The following is a 16,519-nucleotide window of genomic DNA, read 5'->3' on the forward strand; positions in this document are numbered from 1 at the left end:
CATTCATTTTCTTCCTATCTCCCCTCAGAAAAAATGAATGGCTTTTTTCTATAGGAGCTTCATAATAAACTTTTTCAGTAACAAGGCCTCTCTAGCGCCCTTTTCTCATGAGATTGAGGCCTAATATTTAGAGACAGGCAATGCCACACTCCCCTTCTGCGTCCTTATCCCAACATGATCAGTTTATAAAAATACTCATCCAGAAAGTGGGGAAACACAACGTTCTTACCCTCCCCTCTCAGACAGAGCGCTACAGAAAAGGATTCCGCTCAGGTCTAGGAGCAGCACTTGCGGTTGTTTTTCCAGGCACTCTTGTTGAAATGTGGCAAGTTTTCAAAGCCTGTGTTGAAAACGATATGATTGTCATCATGCAGGCTGCTAATACTGGTTTAACAGAAGGATCAACCCCTTCTGGCAATGCGTATGACCGCCCTGTTGTTATTATCAATATATTAAGGGTAAACAAAATTCAGGTCATTAATTCTGGGGAGCAGGTCATCGCCCTACCTGGCAGCACGTTATGGGAACTGGAAAAAACAATAAAACCCTACAACCGTGACCCTCATTCCGTTATCGGGTCGTCGTGTATTGGGGCCTCTGTCATCGGGGGGATATGCAATAATTCTGGGGGAGCTCTTGTTCATCGCGGCCCGGCCTATACTGAAATGGCCTTATTTGGCTGTGTCTCTTCAGAGGGGAAAGCCACTCTTATCAATCATCTAGGAATTGAACTGGGAAGCGAACCAGAAGAAATCTTGAATAACCTGGAACACCAACATTACGATTCTCATGCAATAAAAAGCGGAGATGCCGCTTGTTCTAGCCGTGATTATGCCACACATGTTCGGGACGTAGAGGCCGATACCCCCTCACGCTTTAATGCAGACCCCACCCATTTATTTGAGGCCGCAGGATCAGCAGGGAAGCTCTGCGTTTTTGCCGTTCGGCTCGATACTTTCCCCAAACCCAAGCGTACCCAGGTTTTCTATATTGGAACCAATAGTACAAGTGTTTTAACGAAAATCAGAAGACATATTCTAAGCCATTTTTCCGATATTCCCATCGCAGGGGAATATATGCACCGGAACGCTTTTGAAATGGCAGAAAAATACGGAAAAGATACTTTCCTGATGATTGACTGGCTTGGAACAGAAAACATGCCCAAGCTTTTTACCCTTAAAGGGCGGATAGATGCCTATTTAAATAAAAAACGTTTTATTCCCCATAATCTTATCGATAAGGTGATGCAAATGGCCTCTCAGCTTTTTCCATCACACCTTCCCCCTCGCCTGAAAGATTATCATCATCGCTATGAACATCACCTGCTCCTTAAAATGGCAGACTCTGCTATTGAAGAAGCAAGCACTTTTCTGCAATCTTTTTTTGAAAAAGAGGAAGGCAGTTTTTTTACCTGTACAGCGCGTGAAGGAGAAAAGGCCTTCCTGAACCGCTTTGTTGCGGCTGGCTCAGCGGTTCGCTACCATGCCCTTCATGAGTCGGAAGTAGAAAATATCCTTCCTCTGGATATCGCTTTACGACGTAATGATCAGGAATGGCTGGAAACACTTCCTGCTGACATAGAAAATAAACTTACCCATAAAATCTACTACGGTCATTTTATGTGCCACGTTTTCCATCAAGATTATATTGTTAAAAAAGGCTATGACCCCCATACCATTAAAGAGCAGATGCTTGCCATCCTCGATAAACGGAAGGCAGAATACCCAGCAGAACATAATGTGGGCCACCTCTATAGAGCAAAACCTGCCCTAGAAAAGTTTTACCATAGGCTAGACCCCACCAACACCATGAATCCCGGTATTGGCAAAACACCTAAATGGCGAAACTGGGCATGCCAGTGTTATGAGGATAAATAAAAATTAATCAAATCCAGCGTTTTTTCTATTTTAAATTAAAGCTATTATCTGTATTGTCGTTCTAAAAAATTGTAATGATTAACAAACCATCAATAAGGTTATTAGGAAGGCGAAACTATAATGGCGTTAAATTTTCTTACAATCTCTGATTCAACACGGCAAAAACTTATAAACGATACCGATAATCTCACAAGCAATTTTGCTTTAGGCTATACAGATCTTTATGCAGAGATTCTTTACCAAAAAAGTGCAGGGTTGGGTACTCTCGCTCCGGAAAGTACATTTTGGTATTCACAAGTTGCTGATATCAATGCCGATAACCAGCAAGCTCTTGGAAGCCTTTTCATTCGCAATGCTACGCTTTATGGTCTTGCCTGGGATGGAAAAGTAAACGTGAACTTCCAGGATATCTCAGACCGTCTTGCTCGTGCTGTTATTTCAGACGTCGTTAAAACAGGAAAAATTTACGAGACGGATTATACCCTTCAGTTTGATATTAAAACAGCCCTGCAATATGGTAATGTCACCATTGGCGGCTGGGGTGGTGCGTTCTACTATTGGACAACCCCTTATGAAGGAACAAAAACCGTTGGGGAATTGGTACTTCAAGACCCATTCCAATATAATAAATTTTTGGCCACCACTACCGATGCTCTCCTGAAGACTGCTGCTGCTGCTATTCAGTCCCTGGCAAAAACACCGACCTTTGACAATCTTTGGTCTGCCGTTCAGCAGGCTGTTCCAACAGCCATTCAGGCCTCTGCCCCTTTGAACGTTAAGGCCGATATTGTTGGACGAGCCTTTGATACCCTTTTGGGAGGAAATGTTGCTGGTGATCCTAATAGAATCTTCGGCTATATCTATCTCGGCAATAATCCTTTTGATGGCAAAAGCCTCTGGCTAAAAACACTGGATGCGTATTTTAATACAGAACGCAATATTTCCGGAAATGATCAACTCGATCAGCTCAGACAAGAGCGCATCTCTGCTCAGACGGTGGCTAATGACTCTCTCATCAGTATTCCGTCACAATCCCACTATCTTTCTGATCTCACACACTACATTCCTACCAATGACAGCCATGCTGTTCTTACCTCTAGCATTGATCCGCAAATTACAGCAACTGCTGGTACAGCCAGCTCCTCTGCTCTCCTTGCAAACAATGCTATTGTTTCTACTAATGCTAATCAGCATCTCTCAGATTCTGGTTTAGTGGCTTAATTGTTAAAAATTGTAAACTCATAAGGTTTAATATTATGATAAGAGAACTAAACGTTGTTGAACTTAATACAGTCGCTGGTGGTCAATTATTTGATGGCAGCTATTGGGCCAATACTCTTAATCTTTTCATTGCCCCTATTGCACCTGGTATCGGAAATTTATTAATCGGGACATCTAACGTCATTAATAGCGCTCAGCAAAGCATATTTGGCTCTGTTGGCTCTCTCCTTGATGGGCTTGGTGGCCCTCTCCTGCGCTTAGCACACCAGTTTAATGATTACGTTATTTATCAGGCCACAAAAGGCCTCGTTCAGCTTGGACAAAGCCTAGGTGGTACAGCTACGGTAGGATCATACCATTATGAAAACGAATGGGTAAACTACTCACAAGCCTAAAATAATCATTTGGTTAAAGCATTCCTACATGTTTTATAGAGTGCTTTAATAAACTTTTCAGAACACTCATACCCTAACTTAGGCATAGTTCTCTATTCTAATAGTTATGGGTATGAGTGTTCTTTTATTATGATGCTTTAAGGGAAAAACTTTTTTGGAAAAATTTTAAAACCTTATTTGTGAATTTTTCTCTTTTTTCCTTTAAGACTATTGCATTCTCTCCTATTCTCCCGTAGGAAAGTTTTGGCCTTTTTTAATATTTATGTCCCGTTCGTCTAGAGGCCTAGGACATCGCCCTCTCACGGCGGCAACACGGGTTCGAATCCCGTACGGGACGCCATATAAACCTCTTACTTTGATAACTTACTGAATTTTGGGTTTATTTGAATGCCGTTTCTACGGTAGTGAAGAAAATTCCTCTCCTCTCACCAGCCAACAGTTTGGCAACTCTACCCTATGAGTCCGAGCTTTTTAAAAAATGTCTTGATTGGATTCAATACGATTATAAATCGCCACTCTTATGAGAAACTATTGTATCCTAACTCTATATAAAATTGAATTTTTTCAAAAAAATATCTTTAAAACCAACGCCTTCATAGAAAAATATTTACATTAAGCCAATAGGATCTCTTAAAAATCAAAAGGATAAGAGCTATAGGCCACAAATTTTCTCTTTGAATTTTTATAGGATCTTCTTTTGAAGGCTGGTCAAAAGGGCTATTAGTAAGGAGAAAATTTTTTGAGAAAAACTCTAGAGTGATCTTCTCACTAGCAAAGAGGTCTTATATTGCTTAAAGCAATCTTTACAATAAGAAAGGGTTCAGGAATATTTAAAAGAACCTGGACCCTTTTCCGGTAGAGAGTATAAAGCGTAAAAATAGAGTTTTAAGAACACGATTACTGAATTTTATTGATAATATAATCGATCTGGAACCTATCGTTTAAGCTGATATTCTCTGTGGACATGAACTTTCTGTATTGTTCCTTAGAGATATCATGATTATATAATTTGTAAGATGCGACAATAAAATCGTTAATCACGGTTTTGGAATGAGCGAAATCGTGTTGTCTGCCAGGATAGTTGGGCGATTCTTTTGATTCCTTCATTGCAGTAAGCAACCATTCCATGAATTTTTTATCACTATTAGCTTGTTTTAAGGTTTCAGCCTGGTTATCCCTTACTACTTCCGTTACGGACTCTGCGTGAACACCCTGTAGCCCGAACGTGCCGGCAAAAAGGGAAAAAGCTAAAGCCATGAGAATATTCTTTTTCATTAAACCTCTTCCGTTTCTGTTATAAGTTATAAGAAGTAATCTCCTGTGGTTGCTAACATAATAACATAAAGACGAAAGTTTTTATTCTTATTCTTAAGAAAACGACATCAAAAGATTGTTAAGAAAACTGTGTTCAATTTTAATTTATTATTTTGTATCACTAAGTTCACTCTCATAAACAATAAGGTTTAAAGACTATAAAATGAGATTTTTTTCCTCTTTTCTATTATGCACAGCTTTTCTTGCTCCCTTCCTTTTCTACGAAAACACCCAAGCTCGTGAGTTTCCATCCCCTACTGCAGGCAAACAGGATCATCAGGGCATAACTGACAACACCCCTTCTTCATTCGCTACTGCCTCAGAAAGCGTAGTCTTTAGAAACCAGATCAATCAACCCAATGGTGTTGTGGGGCTGGATCAGTCGAAAAAAGCGACCGTAAATAACCTTGTTGTAAAGGATAAAAACAATAATCGTATTATCGAACTCAGAAACGGCATGCCAGACTATATCGCCGGCGCAGAAACAGCTTTTATGGGAGGTTATCTAGACTCTTCCGGTCACAAAACCTCTCTCTCTTTATATGTTTCTGGAAGACCATACGGGCCCATTGGAGCAGGATGTGTATTATGTGTGATCAATTCCCAGGATGATATTCAAGGAGGAGGCGGAAGGCCTGCTATCTCTGGAGTGGATTACCATGGTGGAGGACATGCTGTAGCCCTAGCCGGAGGGTTTGACCAGATTGGCTTTTACGAATTTGTGGATAATACGGATGCCAGAATTATCGCTGAGGTTTCTCGTTACGAAAACAAAAAAATCATCCTTAAACATCCCTTAACACTCCAACAGCTGGAGATGATCCACCCCAGTATGTATTTACAGACCAATTCCATTGATCTTTCTATTCCAGAAAAGAATGCGCTTCTCAATGAGCTTCCCAAAACCCGCAACTACGCCACTTATGTAGACCATGTTGATGAAAAAGAATCCAATGTCATTTACATCACGGGGTGGGCTGTTCCGGGTGCTCCCTCTACAATTAACCATCTCCCTGGAAATGTTTATGATACATGGAGCTCAGATTATAAAAAACCGATGGTCTTCATTGGCCAGCCAGGCAAAAGTTTTGGTCGTAACCTGTTCATGTCCTATAATGGCAAAAAAACGGGTAAAGAGGCAAAATCACTGATCCATAGCATGGAAGCAGAAGAGATTGATATTTTTATTCATGATGAACTCCGCCCTCACCATGTATCGGTTCATGGTGTAACCATCTCACCTATTTTCAGAAATCAAAACCCTGATGTTCTGACGGGAGATAGCTATGACATGATGCTAGCGGGCGATATTCCAAACCATCTCATTGTCTATGAGGCACCCTATAATAACGTGATTAAGGCTAATTCTTTCTATGTGCATGGCAATGAAGGGGTAGGCCTTACTGCCCATGGGCAACAGCAAAAACGTATTGGTTTTGAGCATGACCAGTGGAGCGATGGAGCTCATCAATTCCGCTTTGTGAATTACCTCTCCAAAGATGGTCCCTCGGCTAACTGGCCTGATACTTCCATGCATCTTGGCTTGCTGATTGATGGAAACCAAGGAGATATAAAAACGGGAACGAATGAGGGAGAGATTGTTTGGAATAAAAGAGATAATAATGGTGGTTTATCACTCTGTGGTGGCTCTGGACACTGTGGTCTTCAGCAAAAATTTGATGGCAGTCTTCTTTTAAATTCTACCTATCTTAATACCAACGAAAGCCTGAGAATTATAAAAGGAGGAACCCTTGTCTTTCAATCTTCCTCTAATCCCAATGCGATAACCATTAACGAAGTCAATGAGGCAGATCTTTTCTTCGGATCCCAATCCACGGGTCGCGTTAATCTTACGGGCCTTAATTCTGTTGTCCTCAACAGTTCCGGGTTTGCAAGCCTTGGGAAAAATCAGGCTAAGGGAGCGCAAAAATACTGTTCAGATTGTTATTCAACGTTAAATCCAGACCATGAGAGAGGCATTCCTGTCTGGTGGAACGGCGCAAGATGGACAGACGCCTTAGGGAAACCTGTAAGACATTAGTTTCTTGGAAAGACCTTATGGCAAATTTTTGGTTTTTAAAAAGGAAGCAACGAGTTTTCAAAAAGAAAGCGGTGGATTGCACCACGAATAAAATCGTAGCGAGGGCCGAGTTCATCATGAAAAAATTCACTACAAATCTGACTTTTATATATTCGCTTTTCGCCTCACAATGTCTGTGAGATCACAATAACTTTGGGAAAAGAAAGGATTTTTAGCCCCTTATTCTTTTCTGCCTTCATCCCTTCTACTGCTTCCGCTTTGAAGATCACCCCCTTTCTCAAACGCATTCTCTCCTGGAAGAATAGTTATATCTTGTATGGATTTAGCCTTATCAATATCCCATATAATAATATGGCTATAACCATTCTTATGGGATGATTCATTGGGCTGAGTGAGTAAAATGAGCTTGGTGTCCGTAAAACGGGCAGCAGAAATAACCTGATGACCAGAGGCAATATGAATTATTCCCCTACTTGGTGGTGCCCCCTGCTCAACTCCCGCCGAAGAGAGTTTAGAGGCAGCCGAAAAGTTCTTTTTATAAAAAGCAACTCCTATAATGGTCGTCATAACGATAATAAGAAGACCGAGAATAACAACCACGGATGCTAAGATTTTCTGGCCTGAAGTCATTCCCACAAAAAGAGACTGCGTATTTTCTTGCATTCATACCTACCCAAGAGCCCTAATAAAGAACCTTCTTTAAAGAAGAACGTAAAGACTTGCTATAGAATATTTTATCTAACCTCACACTTAATATGTTTGCTTTCAGAAAAACAATCCACAAAGGCTTTACTTTCGAGACGTCAAGACTCAAATCAGGCCTAAGAACGCTTATAGAATTTTCATAGCCCATCAAAAATTTCAGTGATAATATTATTAATTCCAGTGGTCATATTATTTCCGTTCTTTGAGAGTGCCCCTTTGCTAAGTTATTTGTCTTATTTATGAAAAATTCTTCTTCCACTTACACTTATGTTGTCTCAGCAGAAGATATTGCTGAAACAAAACCCAGGGCAGATCGTCTACTCGCCGATCAACTGCCACTCTCTCTTTCCCGATCAAGAATAAAAACCCTCATTGAACAGGGCCACATCACCCGCAATCACGCACCTTTCACAGAACCCGCACGCCAAGTCCATGAGGGGGATGTTTTTGAACTCATCTTACCGGCTCCCGTCAGTACACGCCCTCAAGCAGAAGAAATTGACCTAGCCATTCTGTACGAAGATGATCACTTGCTGGTCCTTAACAAATCCGCCGGCATGGTTGTACATCCAGCCCCAGGGAATGAGACAGGAACAATGGTCAATGCCCTTTTAAGCCATTGTGGGCATACCCTTCCTGGTATTGGGGGCGAGATCAGGCCTGGCATTATCCATCGCCTGGATAAAGATACTTCTGGCGTTATGGTAGTTGCCAAAACAGAACAGGCATTGACCTCCCTCTCCCATCAGTTTGCTGAACGCAGCATTAATCGGCGTTATCTGGCCTTGTGCTGGGGACGGCTTCCTTCTCAAGGGAGCATTGAAGGCCCTATTGGCCGTGACCCAAAAGACCGAAAGAAAATGGCTGTTGTAAACCGAAATGGCAAATATGCCTTGACCTCTTATCAATCTCTCCTCTATTTTGGTGAGGCTATAACATTTCTAGAATGTAAGCTTGCTACAGGGAGAACCCACCAAATTCGCGTGCATATGGCCCATAGTCAACATCCTTTACTGGGAGATCCACTCTATTTACGCCGAATCCACCCTGCAGCAAAAACTCTTTCCAAACATCTTAAAACCCTAGCCTTGGACTATCCCTATCAAGCGTTACACGCCACGTTACTGGGGTTTTCCCATCCCGCTACAGACCAATATATGGAATTCAGCACCCCTGTTCCTCAAACGATGAAAACACTGATTGATGAGTTGTGCCTAGAATACGGAGAAAAAGCACGCTACGATGCCTCATAATGTTCCTCATCACCGGCTATATTCATAAATGCTTATTTCATTTTGAAGGGTATTCTAAGCTTTATTGCGTCCCATAGCCTCACTTTTTGTTGACAGGACTCATTTAGTACTGTATTTTTCATAAGGAATTATTAATATTCTTTCCATTTTAATTACTCATACTTTTGTAAAATTTTTACAGAGCGTACCCCAGTAATTTTGTTTTATATAATCTGACTGCCAAGAAACTTTACTCTTTCTCTACTGTTTGCATTAAAGGTTTGGCGTGGCAGTTCAGACGAAAGGAGCCCAATCATGGCCTCTGCCGTCATTAATCTCACTCCTGAAGGTAATCTTACAAAATATCTTCAAGAAATTAAAAAATACCCTATCCTCTCTCAAGAAGAGGAGCTCAGGCTCTCTCAACAATGGAGGGATAAGAAAGACAATGCCGCAGCGCATAAGCTCGTAACGTCTCATTTACGCTTGGTTGCAAAAATTGCCATGGGGTATAAAGGGTACGGCTTGCCATTAAGTGAGCTTATCAGCGAAGGGAATGTCGGCATGATGCAGGCTATCCGCCGCTTCGATCCTGATCGTGGGTTTCGGCTTGCGACCTATGCCATGTGGTGGATCCGTGCTTCTATTCAGGAATATATTCTTCACAGCTGGTCACTTGTTAAAATGGGGACGACCGCAGCCCAAAAGAAGCTCTTTTTCAACCTTCGCCGGCTTAAGGGCCAGATGCAGGCTATTGATGATGGAGACCTTCTGCCCGAGCAAGTCAATAAAATTGCAACCACTCTCAATGTTACCGCTCAAGATGTGGTGCAAATGAATCGCAGGCTTGGTTCTCCCGATCACAGTCTTAATGCTCCTCTACGCAGTGACTCAGAAGGAGAGTGGCAAGATTGGCTGATTGATGACCATGAAAATCAAGAAGAATCCTTTGCTGATCAGGAGGAATTCTCAGGAAGAAAAGCTCTTTTAGCCACAGCGCTTTCTACCTTAAATGACCGCGAACGGCATATTTTGATAGAAAGACGCCTGAAGGAAGAGCCCTCCACTCTTGAGGCACTTTCTCAAAAATATAATATTTCTCGTGAACGGGTAAGGCAGATTGAGGTTCGAGCTTTTGAAAAACTTCAAAATGCTATGAAAAATGATGTTAAAAAACACCGGGAAACTCTCCAAAAATAAGAGAGCGCCTATAAAGGCGTTCTCAGAGAGAAGTTGCGAGTAAAAAGTGTTTTTCAGTTCCCGTTTCCTTTCGGGCGTGCCAATATAACACATTAGAAATGCGGTTTCCCCTTTCAGAAGGGAAAATCGTATTTTTTATTTGGTGAACATTTTTAAATCATGGTATGCCTTGTAGGCTTTAAAGAGGGCATTTCTAAATTTTTTATAAACGCAACAAACCTCACATAATAAATACTGTTACTATAGTAGCTTAATAACTTAACCATAATGAAAAACCGATTATAATCAGGTTCATATGAGTAATTCTCTCTACAGGAAAGAGGTTCTAGACGTAAGAAAGGATGGATGGCTGGGAAGCGTTCAAGCTGTTCAACCCATTCCGATACGGATTATAACCATTGTTACAACCATTATGGTTGTTATTGCCATTATTTACTTCTTTGTTGGGGGTTATACTAGGCGTGTTCACGCAACAGGCACGATGATGCCGCCAGAAGGCCTCATAACTGTTGGTGCTATCAACAACGGTGTTGTCACAAAAAGAACAGCCATTGAAGGAAGCCACGTTAAGAAAGGTGATGTTCTTTTTGTCATCAGCTTAGAAAGCCACTCAGCTTCTGGCCCAACCCAATTGCGTGCCATACAAGACCTCAAACGCCAACGTGATTTTTTAAATGATCAGCTTGCCATTCGCTATAAAACTGCTCCTATAGAGCGCCAAAGCCTTATTAATCAGATTGCCAACCTCAGCAAACAGCATCAACAAATTGCAGCCCAGCTTGAGCAAGATAATCGAGTTCTTCCTTTGGTTCAGCAGGTTTTAGAACGCACTGAAAAGGCAAAAAGCCAATATTTGACTACAGATGCACAATATCAAAATGAGCTCTATACTTATGCTCAGCTACTGAACAGCCATGCCCAATTTCTGCAAAGTCAAACCAATATTGAGGGGAAAATAGCAGAGCTTACAGCAAAACTCCAGCAATTTAACGATACCCTTGCCCATGATACCAACGATATTAAAAGACAGATATCGGAAGCCGAGCAACGCATTACCGAAAAAGAGGGCCAACAAAACAATGTTATTGTTGCGCCTGAAGATGGTACCCTAACAGCTATCCGAGGGTATGTTGGTCAGCAAGTTTCTGTGGGTACCCCGTTATTAACCCTTCTACCTACAGGGCATAAACTCGATGCTGAACTCTATGTCAGCAGTGCCTCTATTGGGTTTATCAAAGAGGGAAACCCTGTCCTTCTACGCTATGCGGCCTATCCTTACCAAAAATTTGGTTTGTATCATGGAACAGTAACAGAAATTACCCGTGCACCTGTTTCCAGCTCTGCTGATGGACAACAACAGCAACAAGGTGCAGGGGGGGCTATCCCTGCAGACGAAAAGAACAAGGCTCCAACCGATAACAGTGTCTATCGGATCCGCGTCAAGCCTGAATTTCCGTACGTAAATGTGTATGGGCAAAAAAAGATGCTTGAAGCCGGTATGGCTGTCGAAGCCGATATCGCGATAGATTACCGCCGTCTTTATCAGTGGATGTTTGATCCTTTATTCAGTATTAAAAACAGCATGCAGAATGTGCTGGGACGCCCAAAGCAATGATCCCTTTAAATTTTTCTTTAAATTTCCGTAAGCAAGTTCCGGTTATTCTGCAGATTGAGGCTGCTGAGTGTGGGCTTGCCTGCTTGGCGATGGTTCTTAATTATCATGGTCATCTTATCGACCTTGCCTCTTTAAGAAGACGAGAATCCATCTCCCTTAAAGGGGTTACACTTAAAAATATTATTGATGCTGCCAATCGAGTAGGTCTCTCAACCAGAGCCTTACGACTCGATATGGAAGATTTACCTAAACTCCGCCTACCTTGTATTTTGCACTGGAGTTTAAATCATTTTGTTGTATTAACAAAGGTTACCTCCAAAAAAGTTATTATTAACGATCCTGCTCATGGCAAGAGAGTTCTCAGTTTGGAAGAAGTCTCTCGGGAGTTTACAGGCGTAGCGCTTGAACTGATCCCGAATGAAAATTTCGAACGTGGAGATGAGCGGGCCAATTTACGTATTCGAGATCTTTTTAAACACGTTCGCAGTTTGAAAGCGACCCTCATCAGGCTGTTCTTGCTGTCTTTAGGTTTGGAAATTATCGCTATTGTTATGCCAATTGTTTCGCAGGTTGTTATTGACGAAGTTATTGTCACCAATGACTACGACCTTCTAACAACAATTGCTGTAGGTGTCGGTATCTTAATCCTTCTTCAAATGATTATTGCATCAGCCCGAACATGGATGGTAATGCTTTTTGGTACTGTGGTTGGCATACAGTGGAGCACAAGCCTCTTTAGCCACTTGACCCGCCTGCCCTTGGACTATTTCATGAAACGCCATGTGGGGGATGTTCTCTCGCGCTTTTCGTCCTTGGGATCGATCCAGAAAACACTTACGACCGATATGGTGCAAGCCATAATGGATGGAATTATGGCCATTGGCATGGCTATCATGCTTATCATCTACGGAAAGTGGCTGGCGGCTGTTACCTTTGTTGCTGTTATCCTGGATCTTATCCTAAGGCTACTCACCTATGATGCCTACCGCCGCGCCTCGCAAGAGGGCCTTGTCTATGATGCCAGGCAACAGTCACATTTTATAGAAACGCTTAGAAGTATGGCAAGTGTTAAGCTGCTGAACTTACGGGAAAGACGCCAATCAAAATGGCTTAACCTGATGATTGACAGCATTAATGTCCATTTAACTGTGCAAAAATATGACCTCGTTTTTGGGCGGGCAAAAGAGCTGATCTTTAGTGCAGACCGGATCATCATGATGGTGTTGGGAGCCCATATGGTTATGGAAGGCAAAATGTCTGTTGGTATGTTAGTTGCTTTCCTCTCCTATAAAGATCAATTTACAGGGCGTATTGGTAGCCTGATTTCAGCAGCTTTTAACTTACGTATGTTAAGCGTGCAAACAGACCGCCTCTCTGATATTGCTATGACTAAACCTGAAACTGATGCCATTACACCAGCCCCCATTCTTCTCTCCTCTGATGATACAACCCCCAGGGCGGGAACATTAGATATCAGAAATGCTTCAGTGCGTTATTCCGATGCGGAGCCCTGGATTTATCACAATGTTAGCCTGACCATTCCGGCAGGAAAAAGTGTTGCCATTATTGGCCCTTCTGGTGGTGGAAAAACGACGCTTCTTAAAACCATGATGAGTCTGATTCAGCCCAATGAAGGCACCATTCTCTATAACGGTATTAACATCGAAACATTATCTCTTCCTAATTATAGAGACAAAATTGCCGGTGTTCTTCAAGATGATGGCCTCTTCACAGGATCTATAGCTGACAACATCTCTGGTTTTGCAGATAACCAAGATGAAGCCCTGTTGATTGAATGCGCCAAAAGGGCTGCTATTTATGATGATATTATGGAAATGCCCATGAAGTTTGAAACCCTTCTCGGGGATATGGGCAATTCTCTTTCTGGTGGGCAAAAGCAAAGAGTTATTTTGGCGCGTGCCCTTTATCGTCGGCCAGAAATACTCTTTCTAGACGAAGCCACCAGCCATCTCGATGAAGCAACTGAGGCTGTTATTGCTGAATCCCTCCGTGATTTGCAGATGACCCGCGTCATTGTCGCCCACCGTCCTGCGACTGTCGCCCATGCCGATATCGTTGTTGTGGTAACACCGGAAACGGCCAAAACTGGACAATTACAAATCATCCATCGCGATCAGCAGGATCAACAAGACCAAATTGAACCACAATAAAATGATCGCTATCTAAAACGCCATTCTGTAAATATAACCAGACCTAAAAATATTCCCCTAAAAAATCTTAAAATGGTTTTCACTGCCATTTCAAGCTTTTAGGGGAATAGGTTGTTTTAAAACTTTTTGTAATCTTGCTATAAAGTACGTTAATATTATTCAAAACACATTAATATTATTCTTCGAACGGATCAGACATTAAAACGGTATCATCTCGTTCAGGGCTGGTGGAAAGTAATGTTACCGGCACCTCAACCAGCTCTTCAATCCGTCTAATATATTTTATGGCTTCAGCCGGTAAATCTGCCCAGGATTTGGCACCATAGGTTGTGCTTTTCCACCCTTTCATCACTTCGTAAACAGGTTCCACACGTCGCTGAGCTGCTGGAGAAGATGGGAATGAAGTTATAGACTTCCCATCCAGCTTATAACCACTACAGATTTTTATTTCATCAAAGGCATCTAGAACATCCAGCTTTGTTAAAGCCAGGCCTGCAATACCCCCCACTTTTACAGCACGCCTCACCAGCACAGCATCAAACCAGCCACATCGCCTGGGCCGCCCTGTAACAGTACCAAACTCCTTTCCTCTTTCTCCTAGCTTTTGCCCAACTTCATCATGCAATTCAGAGGGGAAAGGCCCCTCTCCTACACGAGTGGTATAGGATTTTGCAATTCCCAGCACAAACCCAACAGAAGAAGGTCTAACCCCAGCACCGGAAGCCGCTGTCGCTGCCACCGTATTAGAACTTGTAACGTAAGGGTACGTTCCATGGTCTACATCTAGCATAACGGCCTGCGCTCCTTCAAAAAGAATGCGCTGCCGGCTTTTTCTAGCTTCATCGAGAAGATCCCATACAGGTTCCATAAAGGGTAAAAGTTTTGGAGCCAGGCTTAACAAAGAATCTGTAAGCGTTTTTTTATCAAAAGTTTCCGCCCCTAAACCCGCCAATAATGTATTATGATGAAGCAATAGCTCATCAAGCTTCCAGTCTAGTGTTTCGGGTTCAGCTAAATCGCACAGCCTAATCGCTCGTCTGGCGACCTTATCCTCATAAGCGGGACCAATCCCACGGCCTGTAGTCCCAATCTTATGCGAGCCTCGGGCCTGTTCACGAGCCTTGTCAAGAGCACTATGGAGCGGCAAAATCAAAGGCACATTCTCAGCTATACGTAAATTTCGGGGAGAAACAGAAAGCCCTTGCTCGCGCATAAGTTCTATTTCTGCAAGAAGCGCATGAGGGTCCACCACGACACCGTTACCAATTACCCCCAGCTTACCCCTTACGACCCCAGAAGGGAGCAAAGAAAGTTTGTAGACCTTACCATCAACAACTAAAGTATGGCCGGCGTTATGCCCGCCTTGAAAGCGCACAACAATATCTGCCCGACTTGAGAGCCAATCAACAATCTTTCCTTTACCTTCATCACCCCATTGGGCCCCTATAACCGTTACGTTAGGCATGAAATATCTTCTCCCTTAAAAGCACAAACCATTCCAAAACATATGGATAGCCAATTATTTTCACTTTCTTTTTTCGTATAAAGCAGCTGTAACACAAACCAGAACACTCGGTTATTTTGTTTTTAGCGGATGAATGGCACCATCTTGTAAAATATGTGAGCAGTTTGCTTGAAAAGCCTGGTCTTCTTCTGCACCCTCTTTAAGGGCCATAACGGTTATAATCCCCTGGCGACGAAATTCCCGTGCCTGTTCAACAGGGGTATGAAAGGGAAGAAAAAGCTTTTTTTCTCGAGGAGGTGAGGGAATAATCTCATTTAAGATATCTGGCCGTAAGGTTAGCCCACAGGCAGATTCCTCGTTATTGGAAACATATCGTCCCCCTCTACCGAGTTCATCCTTATACCCTAAGGAATAAATACTAAAGCTAAAGCCGGTATGGTATTTCCAACCGCGAAACTCTACCGGATCCAAAGTAAGATGGATATGTGGAACTAGCCTACGAATAGCCTGAACGGTTTCCTTCAATCGCGCAAGCATCTGCTTTCCTTCGATAGGAAGCTCAACAGCTGAAACCAAACGAAAAGCGTCATCTACTTCCCCTGCAGCATGCAGCAAGGTGGTTAATATTGAGGCAGCATGCCCACCCACCTGCTCTACAGCAGCAGCATCTTTTCTATCCAAAGCTTTAAGCAGGCGTTTTTTATCTTTCTCGTCATAGCCTGCTTTTTCAACAATAAGGGGCGTTAAAAGGGGCAAAGTCAGATCGAATGAAAGATGTTCAATGCCGAGTTCAGTCAAGGCCTCAAGACCAATAGCAACGATCTCGGCATCTGCTCCCGGGCTATCTGGCCCGATAAGCTCTATACCAGCCTGAACAATTTCCCGTCTGGTAACAGAATGTCCCCCCTTTAACAGCACACATGGCCCTGCATAAGAAAGCCTCAGCGGACGGGAAGCATTTATCAATCTGGTAGAAGCAAGACGAGAGATCTGAGGGGTAATATCTGGCCGCACAACCATAGTTCTGTGGCTATCGGGATCCATCACCCGAAAAGCCTGCTCTGCTACCACCTCACCTGAACCACTCAGCAAGCTTTCCTCAAATTCGAATAAAGCCGGCTTTACACGCTCGTAACCACAAACATGAAAGAGCTGCATTAAACGAGCCAAGTTTCTAGCCTCTGCCTGAGCATCAGGGGGAAGTAAATCGACAAAGCCTGCCGGCAGCAAGGCAGGGTTGAAGGGGTAGTCATTATCCGTCATTTATTAACTATTCTACTGGT

Annotated in this window: 12 protein-coding genes and 1 tRNA gene; 9 read left to right on the plus strand and 4 right to left on the minus strand. The window is 42.7% G+C overall.

Features of this window, described 5'->3' with window-relative positions; translation table 11 throughout:
* Positions 1–140 precede the first annotated feature (140 nt).
* The 4 genes from dld (at position 141) to JGUZn3_RS08965 (ending at position 3,833) form a co-directional block, all read left to right on the plus strand.
* Entirely contained in the window at positions 141–1,877 is a 1,737-nt protein-coding gene (gene dld / locus JGUZn3_RS08950) for a D-lactate dehydrogenase (protein ID WP_203413197.1), read from the plus strand.
* Positions 1,878–1,997: 120 nt separating this feature from the next.
* Entirely contained in the window at positions 1,998–3,098 is a 1,101-nt protein-coding gene (locus tag JGUZn3_RS08955) for a hypothetical protein (protein WP_203413198.1), read from the plus strand.
* Positions 3,099–3,133: 35 nt separating this feature from the next.
* Entirely contained in the window at positions 3,134–3,493 is a 360-nt protein-coding gene (locus JGUZn3_RS08960) for a hypothetical protein (RefSeq protein WP_203413199.1), read from the plus strand.
* Between the two features lie 264 nt (positions 3,494–3,757).
* A tRNA-Glu gene (locus JGUZn3_RS08965) sits at positions 3,758–3,833 on the plus strand.
* A gap of 557 nt (positions 3,834–4,390) precedes the next feature.
* On the opposite strand, the gene JGUZn3_RS08970 is transcribed toward JGUZn3_RS08965, so the two are convergent.
* A complete protein-coding gene (locus tag JGUZn3_RS08970) occupies positions 4,391–4,768 on the minus strand; it encodes a hypothetical protein (RefSeq protein WP_203413200.1) in 378 nt (125 codons plus the stop codon).
* A 202-nt stretch (positions 4,769–4,970) separates the two neighbouring features.
* Between JGUZn3_RS08970 and JGUZn3_RS08975 the strand changes: the two genes are divergently transcribed.
* Positions 4,971–6,848, plus strand: a complete 1,878-nt coding sequence (locus JGUZn3_RS08975) for a hypothetical protein (protein WP_203413201.1) — start codon at positions 4,971–4,973, stop codon at positions 6,846–6,848.
* A 219-nt stretch (positions 6,849–7,067) separates the two neighbouring features.
* Here the strand turns inward: JGUZn3_RS08975 and JGUZn3_RS08980 are convergent, their stop codons facing one another.
* Entirely contained in the window at positions 7,068–7,511 is a 444-nt protein-coding gene (locus tag JGUZn3_RS08980) for a hypothetical protein (protein WP_203413202.1), read from the minus strand.
* Between the two features lie 281 nt (positions 7,512–7,792).
* On the opposite strand from JGUZn3_RS08980, the gene JGUZn3_RS08985 reads away from it, so the two are divergent.
* The 4 genes from JGUZn3_RS08985 (at position 7,793) to JGUZn3_RS09000 (ending at position 13,771) form a co-directional block, all read left to right on the plus strand.
* Positions 7,793–8,806: an RluA family pseudouridine synthase gene (locus JGUZn3_RS08985; RefSeq protein ID WP_203413203.1), complete on the plus strand. Its 1,014-nt coding sequence runs from the start codon at positions 7,793–7,795 to the stop codon at positions 8,804–8,806.
* Between the two features lie 294 nt (positions 8,807–9,100).
* Positions 9,101–9,985: an RNA polymerase sigma factor RpoH gene (gene rpoH, locus JGUZn3_RS08990; RefSeq protein ID WP_203413204.1), complete on the plus strand. Its 885-nt coding sequence runs from the start codon at positions 9,101–9,103 to the stop codon at positions 9,983–9,985.
* Positions 9,986–10,280: 295 nt separating this feature from the next.
* On the plus strand, positions 10,281–11,600 hold the full coding sequence (locus tag JGUZn3_RS08995; protein ID WP_203413205.1) for an HlyD family secretion protein: 1,320 nt from the start codon (positions 10,281–10,283) through the stop codon (positions 11,598–11,600).
* Positions 11,597–13,771, plus strand: a complete 2,175-nt coding sequence (locus tag JGUZn3_RS09000; protein ID WP_203413206.1) for a peptidase domain-containing ABC transporter — start codon at positions 11,597–11,599, stop codon at positions 13,769–13,771. Before JGUZn3_RS08995 ends, JGUZn3_RS09000 begins: the two co-directional genes overlap by 4 nt.
* Before the next feature lie 175 nt (positions 13,772–13,946).
* Here the strand turns inward: JGUZn3_RS09000 and JGUZn3_RS09005 are convergent, their stop codons facing one another.
* Together JGUZn3_RS09005 and JGUZn3_RS09010 are read right to left on the minus strand one after the other, a co-directional pair.
* Positions 13,947–15,236 (minus strand): adenylosuccinate synthase, encoded by a 1,290-nt coding sequence (locus JGUZn3_RS09005; protein WP_203413207.1) that lies wholly within the window; start codon positions 15,234–15,236, stop codon positions 13,947–13,949.
* Between the two features lie 111 nt (positions 15,237–15,347).
* The gene (locus tag JGUZn3_RS09010; RefSeq protein WP_203413208.1) at positions 15,348–16,499 is read right to left on the minus strand and encodes an ATP phosphoribosyltransferase regulatory subunit; all 1,152 of its coding nucleotides are present in this window, start codon (positions 16,497–16,499) and stop codon (positions 15,348–15,350) included.
* Between the last annotated feature and the right edge of the window lie 20 nt (positions 16,500–16,519).

The organism is Entomobacter blattae, assembly GCF_014672835.1.
GTDB classification, from domain to species: Bacteria; Pseudomonadota; Alphaproteobacteria; order Acetobacterales; family Acetobacteraceae; genus Entomobacter; species Entomobacter blattae.